We start from the raw sequence: 13,050 nt of genomic DNA on the forward strand, positions 1-13,050 counted from the left end.
ACTCGTGTGCGGGGCCACCCGGAATTCATGAGGGTTGGTGTGTCCGCGGGGCTCGCCGCGGCGGGTCAGGCGCGGCGGGTGCGCTTGAGCGCGAGGACGCCCGCGCCCGCGAGCGCCAGCGCGGCGACGAGGACGCCGACGGTCTGCGCCCCGGTGCCGGCCAGGCGCGAGCCCCCGGCCCCGGGCCCCTTCCGGCCGGGATCCGAAACGGCGGCGGACGCCGTGGGCGCGGCCGGATCGGCGGGCGCGGGCGTCGCACTCGCCGTGGGGGTCGGCTCGGCGGGCGCGGGCGTCGCACTCGCCGTGGCCGTCGGCTCGGCGGGCGCGGTGGGCGTGGGAGTCGGCTTGGCGGCGACCTTGGTGGTGACGCGGAAGGGCTGCGCCGTCACCGGCGCGCCGTCCACGGCGACGTCCGGGGCGTAGGCGGCCTGCGCGCCATTGGAGTCGGGGGCCTGGCGGGTGACGACGACGTCGGCCGTCCAGGTCCCGTCGCCGTCCACCGTCCCGGTCACGGCCTGGCCGTCGACGGTGATCACGGGTGCGACGTCGGGCGCCCCCGGGGCCTGCGGGTCGGGCTGGGCCTGGGAGTCGAGCCTCCAGGCGGCCAGGTTCTCCCCGCCGAAGTCCCCCCGGCGGAAGGCCGTGAGCAGCGCACCGCCCTCGGGGATCGTGCAGGTGACGACCATCTGCTCGCCCGGGTTCAGCTTCTGCTCCTCGGGGGCGCACGTCCCGTCGGGCAGCTCGGTCCCCGCGGCGTCGGTGATGCGCAGGCGCATGTCCGCGGAACTGGCGAACACGCCGTCGGTGTTCTCAATGAGCAGTGAGGCCCGGTGCGGCGAGCCCGGGGAGGCCTGCGAGGGGATCGTGATCCGGTAGTTCCTGGTGACCGTGCTGCCCGGCTCCACGTCCACGACGTCGGCCGGGGAATCCAGAAGGTCGACCCGCGGGTCGCCCCAGACCGCCTCGGGGGCGGGCTGGTCGGGCGTGTAGGAGGCCACGAGGGTGCCGAAGCGGCCCGGGCCGCCGCACTGGAACCCCGGGCTGGCGCACTCCAGGGGCGGCTGGTCGGCGGCGATCGCGGCGGGGGGCAGCAGGACGCCTCCGACGGCGATCGCGGCGGTCGCGAGCGCGGCGAGTGGGTGGCGGTGACTCATGGGGGAGCCTCGTTTCGGGATACGGGAATGGGAAAGAGAGTAAGGTCAGCCTAACCAATGCGGGGGGGCCGGGCGACGCCGGCCCGAATGGCATGACTCACGTCACCGGGCGGTGCGGCGGCCGGGTCCGACGGCGGCTGGTGGGTGGCGGCGGCCGGCGGGCGGTGCCGACGGCGGCCAACGAGCGGTGATGGGCCCGGCGGGTCAGGCGCGGCGGGTGCGCTTGAGCGCGAGGACGCCCGCGCCCGCGAGCGCCAGTGCGGCGACGAGGGCGCTCACGCTCAGCGCCCCGGCCAGGGCGGGCACAGCCCGCCGTCGTCCTCGAGCTGGCCGGCCACGGTCAGGAGCAGGTCCTCGCGGCCCGTGCGCGCCACCAGCTGGGCGCCGATCGGCAGCCCCTCGGGTGAGAAGCCGGCGTGGACGGACATGGCCGGGTGCCCGGAGACGTTGAAGATCGCCGTGTTGGACACGACCGGCGTCGAGGCGAGCATCGCCGCCGTCCACCCCTTCCCGCGCAGGTCGTGGGCCCCGCCGGGAACGTCGATCATGGTCGGCAGCAGGAGCAGATCCGCGCTCCGGAAGGCCGCCTCGACGCCTGCGCGGATCCGCTGCGCGCGCCGCCGGGCGGCGCGCACGACGGGCGCGGGCAGGGCGGCGCCGATGCGCACGGACGCGCGCGTGCGCGGCTCGAGCCGCTCCGGGTGGGCGACCTGCGCGGCCTCCCGGTGGACGCCCGCGAAGTACAGGGCGAGGAAGGCGGCGGTGGGCGTCGGCCAGGCGACCCGCGCCCCGCGCACGTCGTGGCCCAGGGCGCGCAGGCGCTGGACGAAGTCCCGCATCGCGGCGCCGACCGGGGCGGCCACCCCGGCGCCGGGCATGACGGGATTGCTCGCCGCGAGTACGCGCAGGGCGCCCGTCCCGCCCTCCGCCGACTCGGCGAAGGGCCGCGTCGGCGGGGCCGTCCGCCACTTGTCGCCCGCCGTGTTCCCGCTGATGACGTCCATGACCAGCGCCATATCCCGCGCGCTGCGGGTGATCGCCCCGAATCCGGCCAGGCCCAGCCAGTGCTCGTCCAGCGGCGCGGAGCTCACCCGGCCGCGCGCGGGCTTGAGCCCGACGACGCCGCAGGCGGAGGCCGGGATGCGCAGGGATCCTCCGCCGTCGGACCCCATGGCGACGGGGACCATGCCCGTGGCCACGGCGACGGCGGAGCCGCCGGACGAGCCGCCCGGGGAGCGCGAGGGGTCCCAGGGGTTGAGGCACGCGCCGTGCAGGGCGGACTGCGTCGCGGGGAACTGGCCGAACTCGGACATGTTCGTGCGTCCGACTATGACGGCCCCGGCGGCGCGCAGCCGCTGCACGACGGCGCAGTCGGCGTCCGCCGGGGCGGTGTTGCCCCTGCCGCCCAGGGTCGTCACCTCGCCGGCGACGTCGTACTCCTCCTTGACGGCCACGGGCACGCCGGCCAGGGGTCCGGCGAGGGCCGCTCCCGCCCGGTCGATCTGCTCGGCCTCGCGCAGTGCGGCCCGCCGGCGCACGACGGTGAATGCGTTGAGGTCCGGGTCGATGGCGGCGATGCGCGCCAGCGCGTCCTCCACGGACCGCCGGGCGCTCATCCGGCCCCGCCGGACCGCGCGGGCGATCTCGACGGCGCTGGGGGCGGAGCGGTTCACGGGGACCTCCTTGGTCGTGGGCGCCGGGAGTCGCCGGCGAGTCTACCGGCCGGCGCCCGGGCGGCGACCCGATCCACCTCGACTCGCTGCGGGCGGCGCTGCTGACCGGGGCCGAGCTGGAGATCACCGAGCCGGGGGAGTCCGAGGACATGGGCCACGACCGGCTCGACCCCCGCGCCCGCGCCGGCGCCGCCTGCCGCGCCTGAGCGGCCCGGGGCGAGCGCCTCTGACGGTCCGGCCGGCGGCCCCGGACGCGGGAGCGGAAGCGCGACGTGCGCTAATTCACCGCCCCGCCCCGGGCGCCGCCGCCCCGGCCCCCGACCGCGCCGCCGCCGTCGGACCGGCGCCATCCCGGGATAAAGCGCCGGTCCACTGGCCGGTCGCATCCGCTGAGATGACAGGGTGACCACTAATCTGGCACCCATCACCTGGTCCGTCCGAGGAGCCCCCATGCCCGTCTACCGCAGCGCCACATCCACCTCCGGCCGCAATATGGCCGGCGCCCGGGCCCTGTGGCGCGCCACGGGCGTCAAGGACTCCGACTTCGGCAAGCCGATCATCGCCATCGCCAATTCCTTCACCCAGTTCGTGCCCGGGCACGTGGGCCTGCGCGACGTGGGGCGCCTCGTGGCCGGGCAGATCGAGGCCGCCGGGGGCATCGCCAAGGAGTTCAACACCATCGCCGTCGACGACGGCATCGCCATGGGCCACGACGGCATGCTCTACTCCCTGCCCAGCCGCGACCTCATCGCCGACTCCGTGGAGTACATGGTCTCCGCCCACTGCGCCGACGCCCTGGTGTGCATCTCCAATTGCGACAAGATCACCCCCGGCATGCTCATGGCCTCCCTGCGCCTGAACATCCCCACGATCTTCATCTCCGGCGGGCCCATGGAGTCGGGCAAGCTGGTCACGGCCGACGGCGCCACCCGCAAGCTCGATCTCATCGACGCCATGATGGACGCCGCCGACCCCACGGTGGCCGACGAGACCATCAGCGCCATCGAGCGCCTGGCCTGCCCCACCTGCGGCTCGTGCTCGGGCATGTTCACCGCCAACTCCATGAACTGCCTCACCGAGGCGCTCGGGCTGGCGCTGCCCATGAACGGCACCCTGCTGGCCACCCACGCCGACCGCGGCGAGCTGTTCAAGGAGGCGGGCCGCCAGATCGTCGAGATCACCCGGGCCTACTACGAGGACGACGACGCCTCCGTCCTGCCGCGCTCCATCGCCACCAAGGCGGCCTTCGCCAACGCCATGAGCCTGGACATCGCCATGGGCGGGTCCACCAACACGGTTCTGCACCTGCTGGCCGCGGCCCAGGAGGGCGGGGTCGACTTCCACATGGCGGACATCGACCGCCTCTCGCGCCGGGTCCCGCACCTGTGCAAGGTGGCGCCGTCGACCGCCGTGCACCACGTGGAGGACGTCCATCGGGCCGGCGGGATCATGGGCATCCTCGGCGAGCTCGACCGCGCCGGCCTCATCGACACGTCCGTGGGCAACGTCCTGCGCTCCACCCTGGACCGGACCCTGGCCGCCCACGACATCGCCCGCCCCGGCCCCGACGGCGCGCCCGGCTCCGGCGTCTCCCGGGCCGTGCGCACCCGCTACCTCGCCGCCCCCGCCGGGGTGCGCACCACCGTCATGTTCTCCCAGGCGTCGCGCTGGGACTGCCTGGACACCGACCGCGCATCCGGCTGCATCCGCGACGTCGCCCACGCCTACTCCGCCGACGGCGGCCTGGCGGTCCTGTTCGGCAACATCGCGGAGAAGGGCTGCATCGTCAAGACCGCCGGGGTGGACGCCTCCATCCTGGCCTTCGCCGGGCCCGCGGTCGTCTTCGAGTCCCAGGAGGACGCCGTGGCCGGGATCCTGGGCAGGCGGGTGAAATCCGGTGACGTCGTCGTCATCAATCACGAGGGCCCGCGCGGCGGCCCGGGCATGCAGGAGATGCTCTACCCGACCACGTACATCAAGTCCATGCACCTGGGCAAGGAGTGCGCGCTGCTGACCGACGGGCGCTTCTCGGGGGGCACCTCGGGGCTGAGCATCGGGCACGTCTCGCCCGAGGCGGCGGCGGGCGGGCTCATCGGCCTGGTGCGCGACGGCGACCGCATCGAGATCGACATTCCCGCCCGGCGCATCGAGCTCATGGTCGACGACGCCGAGATCGCCCGGCGCCGCGCCGAGGAGGAGGCGCGCGGGCAGGCCGCCTGGTCCCCGCACGTTCAGCGCCCGCGCAAGGTGAGCGCGGCGCTGCGCGCCTACGCCATGCTCGCCACCAGCGCCGACCTGGGCGCCGTGCGCGACCTGGACAGGCTCCCCCGCTACTGACCGCCCTCCGCCCCGCCGGGCTGACCCCGACTTTCGCGAGCGCGCAGGTTTCCAGTCGAACGCGCAGGCGGGAGGCGCGCGTTCGACTGGAAACCTGCGCGCTCGCGGAGAACTCCGCGGAGAACGGCGGGGCCGGCTCGCCCCGTGCCGCGTCCGCATGATTATGCTGCTGGCAGCGATACGAACGACGGCGGAGGACCGGCGATCGGTCGGAGCGGATCGTGCCGCGACGCCGCCCCGGGACACGGAGGGAGCCCAACGATGGGGATCAGGAAGATCGTGGCGTGCGCGGGAGCGCTGTGCCTGCTGCTGGCGGGGTGCGGCGCCCCGTCCCCCGGGGCCGGCGGCACGGGGGACTGGGTGACGGCCTCGACCGAGGAGCTCAAGGAGCAGGGCACCGCCCTGGTCAACGACATGGAGCAGGGAGATTTCGCGGCGGTGGTCGGCGCCTTCGACGACACCATGCGCTCCTCCCTGTCCGAGGAGAAGCTCGCCGAGACCTGGCACACGACCGTGGACGCCAAGGGCGCCTTCGAATCGATTACGGGCGCCTCGGTCAACAGCGCCCAGGGCTACGGCGTCACCACCGTGGTCGCCCGGCACGCCGGCGGCAGCGTGGCCGTGCAGTTCAGCTTCTCCTCGGACCGCAAGGTCGGCGGCCTCTACCTGCGCGACGCCAGCGCCGACGACATCGCCGCCGCCACGGCGACGTCCGGGGCCACGGCGACGTCCGGGGCCACGGGGACGTCCGGGGCCACGGGGACGCCCGGGGCCACGACGGCGCCCGAGCCCACCGGCCCGCACAGCGTCGACCACCCGGTCGCCGTCGGCCCGCACCAGCTCAACGGCACCCTCGTGACGCCCGAGCCGGACGTGCAGGATCGGCGGATCGTCGTCGTGCTCGTGTCCGGATCCGGCCCCAACGACATGGACGAGACCGTCGGCGCCAACAAGCCCATGCGCGACATCGCCGACGGGCTGGCGCAGGCCGGCATCAGCTCGCTGCGCTACAACAAGCGCTACAACCAGGATCCCGGCGCCGACGCCGGGGCCTGGACCCTGGAGTCCGAGGTGCTCGACGACCTCGACGCGGCCCTGCGGATGCTGCCGAGCAGCGAGGCCGCGGGGTACTCGGTGGTCGTCGCCGGGCACAGCCTGGGAGGCATGCTCCTGCCCACGATCCTGGCGCGCCACCCGGAGGTGGCGGCGGGCATCAGCCTGGCGGGCAGCCCGCGCGACCTGTTCGACATCATGACCGACCAGGCCGATGCGCAGATCCAGTCCTCCGACGCGGGCGACGACGAGAAGGCCTCCGCCCGGGCGACCCAGAGCGCCGCCCTCGCCGCCGCCAAGGCCCTGACCGACCCCAACGGCGAGCCGATCCTGGGCATGCCCGCGAGTTACATCGTGAGCCTCAACCAGATGCACGCGCGCCTGCCCGATGACGTGGCGGCCATCGGCGTGCCCGTGCTGGTGCTGCAGGGCGGCGCCGACGCCCAGGTCTACCCGGACAAGGACTACCCGGCCTGGCGCCCCGTCCTGGACGGCAAGCAGGCCGACTACCGGCTGTTCGACGGACTCAACCACCTGTTCATGCCCGTGAGCGGGACCAGCGGCCCGCTCGACTACAACACCCCCAACCACGTCGACCCGCAGGTCGTCACCGCCATGGCCGACTGGCTGGTCGATCGGCTCGGCTGACGACGGCGCGACGACGGCGCCCGGCCGGGGCGGACCGGACGCCGGTCCGCACGGCCCCGCCCGGTTGGCTCCGCGTCATTCCCCGGCGCCCCGCGGCGCCCGACTACCCTGAGCGCCGTGAACGACCCCGTCGCCCGGACCGCCGACGTCCCCGCCGAGACCCCCGCCGAGACCCCCTGGGACTCGGCCCGCTACCTGCGCGAGATCCTGCGCGCCCCCGTCTACGAGGCCGCCGAGCACACCCCGCTCCAGCCCATGCGGACGCTGTCGGCGCGCCTGGGCTGCGCCGTCGCCGTCAAGCGCGAGGACCTCCAGACGGTCCACTCCTTCAAGATCCGCGGCGCCTACAACGCCATGCGCGCCCTGGGCGAGGCCGAGCGCGCCCGCGGCGTCATCACCGCCTCCGCCGGCAACCACGCCCAGGGCGTCGCCCGCTCCGCCACGCTGCTGGGCGTCGACGCCACCATCGTCATGCCCACCGTCACCCCGCGCATCAAGGTCGACGCCGTGCGCGACCTGGGCGGGCGGGTCCTGCTCCTCGGGGACAATTTCGACGCCGCCAAGGCCGAGGCCCAGCGCATCGCCCAGACCGAGGGCCGCACCTTCATCGCCCCCTTCGACGACCCGCGCGTCATCGCCGGCCAGGGCACCATCGGCCTGGAGATCGTCCAGCAGGACGCCGAGCTCGACCGTCTCTTCGTCCCCGTGGGCGGCGGGGGGCTCGCCGCGGGCATCGCCGTCCTCGTCAAGGCCCTCATGCCGCAGGTGCGGGTCATCGGCGTCGAGCACGAGGAGTCCGCCTGCCTGAGCGCGGCGCTGGCCGCCGGGGGGCCCGTCACCCTGGAGCGCGTGGGGCTCTTCGCCGAGGGCGTGGCCGTGCGCCGCGTGGGGCGGGAGACCTTCCGCCTGTGCTCGGCGCTGCTCGACGACGTCGTCACCGTCTCCTCCGACCAGGTCTCCGCCGCCGTGCGCGACATCTTCGAGGACGTGCGCGCCGTGCCCGAGCCCTCCGGCGCGCTGGCGCTGGCGGGCCTGAAGATCTATGCGGCCGAGCACAAAATCGTCGGGGAGCGGCTCGCCTGCGTGCTGAGCGGCGCGAACCTCAATTTCCACCAGCTGCGCTACATCTGCGAGCGCAGCGAGCTCGGCGAGCAGCGCGAGGCGATCCTGGGGGTGACGATCCCCGAGGTCCAGGGAGAGTTCCTGCGCTTCGCCTCGGTGCTCGGCGGGCGGTCGGTCACCGAGTTCAACTACCGGCTGGCCGCCGCGGGGCCGTCCGGCGCGCCGGCGCGCATCTTCGTGGGCGTCCGGCTCACGCGCGGGCGCCGGGAGCGCGCCGAGATCGTCGCTGACCTGGAGGCGGCCGGCTACGGCGTCATCGACCTGACCGACGACGAGCTCGCCAAGGTGCACGTGCGCTCCATGGTCGGCGGGCGGGCGCCCGCGGGGCTGACGGAGCGGCTGTTCTCCTTCGAGTTCCCCGAGTCGCCCGGGGCCCTCATGCGGTTCCTGGAGATCCTGGGGACGCGCTGGAACATCACGCTCTTCCACTACCGCACCGACGGCGCCGACTACGGGCGGATCCTCACCGCCTTCGAGGTCGGCGGCCCGGACGACTCGACGCTGACCGAGCACATGGACCGCCTGGGCTACGCCTACCGCGAGGAGACTGACGACCCCTCGGCCCGCTTCTTCCTCGCCGACTGACGCCCGCCCGCCGGGCGCCGGTTCGGGGCTGCGAGCCGGTCGCAACGCCCCTTCGGCTCCAATTCTGGCGCTCTGGGAGGATCGTTCGGGGCGGCACCGCGGATGCGCTCAGTGACTTCCGCATGATTCCGCGGTTTCGTCGAGGCGGTCACCAGGCGCGGGGCGGAACGATCCTCCCGGAGCGCCATTTCCCGCGTCCCGCAGGCCGTCGCCGCCCGTCGTCGCGGCTTCCCGGGCGCGCACGACGCCGAGGGCGGGCGGGGAGCGGCGGGAGGGCGGCGGAATCGGGGCGGGTGCCGCAAGTCATGGTACGGTCACTGGTGTGCATGGGTCTTTAGGCCTAGGGTGGTTCACCGATAAACTTATCTCTTGCGAGGAGCGCCCATGACCACCATCGCCGTTATCACCGGCTCCGTCCGCCCCGGCCGCGCCGGCTCCGCCGTCGCCCGGTGGATCGCCGAGAAGGCCAACGAGGTCGACGGCGTCGACGCCCGGGTCCTCGAGCTGGCCGACTTCGACCTGCCGGTCTTCGCCGAGGAGGTCCCCCCGATGATGGCCCCCGCCAAGGACCCGGCCGCCGTCGCCTGGAACAAGGCCCTCGCCGGCTTCGACGCCTTCATCTTCGTCACCCCCGAGTACAACCACTCCGTGCCCGGCGCCCTGAAGAACGCCATCGACTTCATCGCGCCCTCGGTGCTGGCGAACAGGGCCGTCGGCCTCGTCGGCTACTCCTACTCCGCCGGCCACCGCCCGATCGAGCACCTGCGCGCCATCCTCGTCAACTTCACCACCGGCGTCGTCGGTCCCCAGGTCAACCTGCACCTGGCCACCGACTTCTCGGGCGGCGTCTTCGCCCCCGCCGCCTTCCACGACGGCGAGGCCACCGCCCTGGTCGAGGCCCTCGTCGCCCAGGACGGGGCCCTGGCCGCCCTGCGCTGAGCCGCGGCGGATCGGGCGGGCCGACGGCGAAGCCGGCCCGCCGCCACTGCCGGCCCGCCCCGCCGCCGCTGCGGGCCGGACAGGAGTCCACGGCCGGCTTCGTCGTGTGGACGGTGGTCCGCCCCGCCGCCGCGGGCCGGACCGATCCGCCCGGCGGCGCCCCGGCCGGCCGCGGCGTCAGGCCAGCTCCAGCCTCCGGTACCGGTTGACCGCCGCCGCGACGTCGACCATCCGCGGCCGGACCAGGAAGGCGGGGCGGGCGCCGACGTCCTGCAGCGCGTCCAGCCCCTCGTCGTCGAGCAGCGCCTCCAGGTCGGTCAGGCAGGTGCGCAGCGTCGACTCCCCGTCGAAGCGCTGCTCCAGCAGCGCCCGCAGCGCCCAGGCGATCGCCTCGGCCTGGCCGGGGTCCACGATCCCGGCCACGTCGGAGACGTCGACGTCCTCGCGGTCCAGGGTCAGCCCCGTCGTCCCGTGCGCGCGCGTGCGCACCGGCCCGCGCCGGGTGCGCGCCGGCGCGGGCAGCGGCACGCGCGACGTCGGCTCGCCGAAGCCCGCCAGCGCCGTGGCCTCGCGGGGCTGGGCGGCGGCCACGGCGCGGGCGGACTCGGTGGCGTCGTGCAGGACGTAGGAGTCCATGAGCAGGACGCGGTCGGCCACGTCGAGGTAGTCGCCCGACCCGCCCATGACCAGCACCGTGGACACCCCCAGGTCCGCGGCCAGCGCGCCCACCCGGTCCACCAGCGGCGTGATCGGCTCGCGCTCGGCGGCCACGAGGGTCCGCATGCGGGCGTCGCGGATGAGCAGGTTGGTCGCCGAGGTGTCCTCGTCGAGCAGGATCGCGCTCGCCCCCGCCTCGATCGACTCCATGAGCGAAGCCGCCTGGGAGGTCGAGCCCGAGGCGTTCTGCGTGGCGAAGGCGCCCGTGTCCCGGCCTCCGGGCAGGTGCGCGATGAAGGGCGTCAGCTCGACGCCGGTCACCGCCCGGCCGTCGGCCGCGCGCACCTTGACGGCGTCGGGGGCGGTGGCGACCAGCTCGCGCCCGTCGCCGGGCACGTGCGGGTAGACGCCCCGCTCGATCGCGTTGAGCAGCGTCGACTTGCCGTGGTAGCCGCCGCCCACGACGAGGGTCACGCCCGGTCCCACGACGGTGCCGCGCACCCGCCCCGCGTGCGGCAGCTCGACGGTGGCGGCCAGGGAGTCGGGGGCCCGCAGCGCCACGGCGCCGGCGCGCATGGGCTCGTCGGAGACGCCCGAGCGGCGGGGGAGCAGGGAGCCGTCGGCCAGGAAGGAGACCCAGCCCCGCTCGCGCACGATCTCGCTCAGCGCCCGGTGGTCCTCCAGTGCGGCCACGTGCGCCACGAGGCGCTCGGCCCGCTCGCCGGTCAGGTCGAGGGCGGCGGCCATCTCGCGGGTCAGGTCCCGGCTGATGATGCGGGAGGCCTCGTGCCCCTGGATGGACCGGCCCCGGGCGGGCAGGGCCATGCGGGCGCGGATCTCAATGGTCCAGTCCGACGCCGATGCGGGGAGCGGGCCGACGGCGCCGCCGGCCCCCGGGGCGTCGGCGTCAAGGCTCCCCGGGGCGTCGGGGTCGCCGGCGGCCGTGCCCGCGGGCGCGACGCCTGCCTCGCCCGGGTCGTCGGCCTCGCCCGGGTCGCCGATCTCGCCGGCGCGGGCGCCGCCCGGGCCGCCGGCCTCGGCCGGGTCGTCGTCGTAGCCGCCGTCGGGCGCGTCGGCGGGGACGAGCAGGACCGAGGAGCGCTCGAGGATCTCCTGGCCCGGGGCGGCGATGGACAGGGCCGTGCCCCCGAAGCCCGCGCGCAGCTCGCGGGTGAGGAAGTCGCCGACGGCCAGGCGCCGGTCCGCCGTCTCCAGCAGGGCGCGCTCGGCCAGGACCTCCAGGCCCGGCAGGTCGGCGGGCACGTCCACGTGGATGCGGGTGGGCGGGGCGTAGGGGTCGGGCTGGACGCGGTCGACGTGCAGGACCCACCCCTCGGGCGCGGCATAGCGGCCGACGATCGCCTTGTAGGCGGCGTAGGAGCGACCGTCCAGGGCGTGGAGGTGGTCGACGAGGTCGGCCAGCAGACCGTCGCGCGGCTCGTCGTTGTAGCGGCGGCGCTCCCCGCGGTAGTCGTCGCGGCCGCGACCGTCGTGGGACCGGTCCCGGTAGTCGTCGTACCGGCGGGGACCGCCGCGGTGATCGCCACGGTCGTCGCGGGTGTCGTACCCGCGGGGCCCGCCGCGGCGGTCGGATCCCGATCCACCGCGGTAGTCGCGCTCGCCCCGGCCCCGGTAGTCACGATCGCGGTCGCCGCGATAGCCCCGGTCGTCGTGCCCGCGCGGCCCGCCGCCCCGGTGGCCCCGGTCGTCCCGGTAGCCGCGGTCGCCCCGATCGCGGTAGTCGCGGTCGCGGTAGCCCCGGTCGCCCCGGCCTTCCCGGTAGCCGCGGTCGCCGCGATCCTCCCGGCTGGCGCCGTCGTACCGGCGGGGCCCGCCGCCCCGGCCCGCGCGATCGCCGCGCCCGTACCCCTGATTCCGGTCCTCCGACCGCTGCCCGTAGTCGCTCATGGGTCCGATCCTGGCACATCGCCGTCGCGGATCCGCCACCGCCCCTTGCGGAGCCGTATGTCATTCATTAATATATCCAGTATGGATACAACAGACAGGGGAGAGGCGCCATGAGCCGCGCCTCCGGATACGCCACCGGGGACCTGCCCGACCCGGCCGTCCAGGTCCTCGCCGCCCTGGGCCGCCCCAGGCACGGCTACGCCGTCATGGCCCTCCTCGACGAGCGCGGCGGCCCCGACCTCGCCATGGGGCCCGCCACCTTGTACACGACCCTCAGGAAGCTCCTCGCCGTCGGCCTCATCGAGGAGGTCGACGACGCCGGGCCCCGCCGCCCCTATCGCCGCACCGAGGCCGGAACCGCCTCCCTGCGGCGCAATATCGAACGCCGACGCCGACTCATAGCCCTGTCCGAAGAAATCCTGGAGGAATCATGACCACCCGACGCATGGGGCACGGAATGGCCGTGTCCCCCGAGAAGGACCTGGAGCTCTTCGCCGGCATGGCCGCCCGCGGCCAGCGCCTGAGCGGCATCAGCGCGCCGGGCCTGTGGCTCTTCGAGCCCGCCGAGCCCGAGCAGGCGGTCTTCGCCGTCGACTACACCGACCGGGCCGACGAGGACTACCTCGCGCTCTTCGAGGCGGCCGGCTGGCACCGGGTCCTCGGCGTGGCGAACATGCAGATCTTCAAGGCCGCCCCCGGCACCCGGCCGATCCACACCGACCCGGGCGCCGAGGCCGAGGCGCTCGCGGCCCAGGCGGGGCGTCTCGGGCGCTGGGCGGCGGCGTGCCTGGCGGTCCTCGCCGTCGTCGCCCTGGTCTGCGCCCTGACCGACCCGCCCCGGTGGCTCACCGCCCTCGCGGTGATCGCCGCGGGCGTCCCCGCCGTGTACACGGTCATCCCCTGGCTGGGAACGCGCTGGCGCCTGCACGTCCTGCGCGCCCCGCGCCGCTGAACCCCGCCCCGTCCCACCGAGA

General features: G+C 75.0%; 9 protein-coding genes. 6 read left to right on the forward strand and 3 right to left on the reverse strand.

Annotated features, from left to right (window positions below; translation table 11 throughout):
• Positions 1-65: 65 nt before the first annotated feature.
• Both G446_RS0105080 and G446_RS16070 read right to left on the reverse strand, forming a co-directional pair.
• Positions 66-1,154: a hypothetical protein gene (locus G446_RS0105080; RefSeq protein ID WP_026409334.1), complete on the reverse strand. Its 1,089-nt coding sequence runs from the start codon at positions 1,152-1,154 to the stop codon at positions 66-68.
• Positions 1,155-1,435: 281 nt separating this feature from the next.
• A complete protein-coding gene (locus G446_RS16070) occupies positions 1,436-2,827 on the reverse strand; it encodes an amidase (RefSeq protein WP_051285667.1) in 1,392 nt (463 codons plus the stop codon).
• Positions 2,828-3,277: 450 nt separating this feature from the next.
• On the opposite strand from G446_RS16070, the gene ilvD reads away from it, so the two are divergent.
• The 4 genes from ilvD (at position 3,278) to G446_RS0105110 (ending at position 9,511) form a co-directional block, all read left to right on the forward strand.
• A complete protein-coding gene (ilvD, locus tag G446_RS0105095) occupies positions 3,278-5,164 on the forward strand; it encodes a dihydroxy-acid dehydratase (RefSeq protein ID WP_026409335.1) in 1,887 nt (628 codons plus the stop codon).
• 261 nt (positions 5,165-5,425) lie between these two features.
• Positions 5,426-6,865: a DUF3887 domain-containing protein gene (locus G446_RS0105100; protein WP_026409336.1), complete on the forward strand. Its 1,440-nt coding sequence runs from the start codon at positions 5,426-5,428 to the stop codon at positions 6,863-6,865.
• Between the two features lie 117 nt (positions 6,866-6,982).
• On the forward strand, positions 6,983-8,572 hold the full coding sequence (gene ilvA, locus G446_RS0105105; RefSeq protein WP_034469225.1) for a threonine ammonia-lyase, biosynthetic: 1,590 nt from the start codon (positions 6,983-6,985) through the stop codon (positions 8,570-8,572).
• Positions 8,573-8,956: 384 nt separating this feature from the next.
• Positions 8,957-9,511: an NADPH-dependent FMN reductase gene (locus tag G446_RS0105110; RefSeq protein WP_026409338.1), complete on the forward strand. Its 555-nt coding sequence runs from the start codon at positions 8,957-8,959 to the stop codon at positions 9,509-9,511.
• 177 nt (positions 9,512-9,688) lie between these two features.
• Here the strand turns inward: G446_RS0105110 and G446_RS16075 are convergent, their stop codons facing one another.
• On the reverse strand, positions 9,689-12,076 hold the full coding sequence (locus tag G446_RS16075; RefSeq protein WP_245574587.1) for an ABC-ATPase domain-containing protein: 2,388 nt from the start codon (positions 12,074-12,076) through the stop codon (positions 9,689-9,691).
• 110 nt (positions 12,077-12,186) lie between these two features.
• Here G446_RS16075 and G446_RS0105120 point away from each other — a divergent pair, with 110 nt between their 5' ends.
• Positions 12,187-12,510, forward strand: a complete 324-nt coding sequence (locus G446_RS0105120) for a PadR family transcriptional regulator (protein ID WP_026409339.1) — start codon at positions 12,187-12,189, stop codon at positions 12,508-12,510.
• Positions 12,507-13,028: a DUF2812 domain-containing protein gene (locus G446_RS16080; protein ID WP_084779005.1), complete on the forward strand. Its 522-nt coding sequence runs from the start codon at positions 12,507-12,509 to the stop codon at positions 13,026-13,028. Before G446_RS0105120 ends, G446_RS16080 begins: the two co-directional genes overlap by 4 nt.
• Positions 13,029-13,050: the final 22 nt, after the last annotated feature.

Source organism: Actinomyces dentalis DSM 19115 (genome assembly GCF_000429225.1).
GTDB lineage: Bacteria > Actinomycetota > Actinomycetes > Actinomycetales > Actinomycetaceae > Actinomyces > Actinomyces dentalis.

Coding starts and splice junctions, on each gene's coding strand:
- G446_RS0105080 (WP_026409334.1), bottom strand. CDS start 1,154: ATGAGTCACCGCCACCCACTCGCCGCGCTCGCGACCGCCGCGATCGCC.
- ilvD (WP_026409335.1), top strand. CDS start 3,278: ATGCCCGTCTACCGCAGCGCCACATCCACCTCCGGCCGCAATATGGCC.
- G446_RS0105100 (WP_026409336.1), top strand. CDS start 5,426: ATGGGGATCAGGAAGATCGTGGCGTGCGCGGGAGCGCTGTGCCTGCTG.
- G446_RS0105110 (WP_026409338.1), top strand. CDS start 8,957: ATGACCACCATCGCCGTTATCACCGGCTCCGTCCGCCCCGGCCGCGCC.
- G446_RS16075 (WP_245574587.1), bottom strand. CDS start 12,076: ATGAGCGACTACGGGCAGCGGTCGGAGGACCGGAATCAGGGGTACGGG.
- G446_RS0105120 (WP_026409339.1), top strand. CDS start 12,187: ATGAGCCGCGCCTCCGGATACGCCACCGGGGACCTGCCCGACCCGGCC.
- G446_RS16080 (WP_084779005.1), top strand. CDS start 12,507: ATGACCACCCGACGCATGGGGCACGGAATGGCCGTGTCCCCCGAGAAG.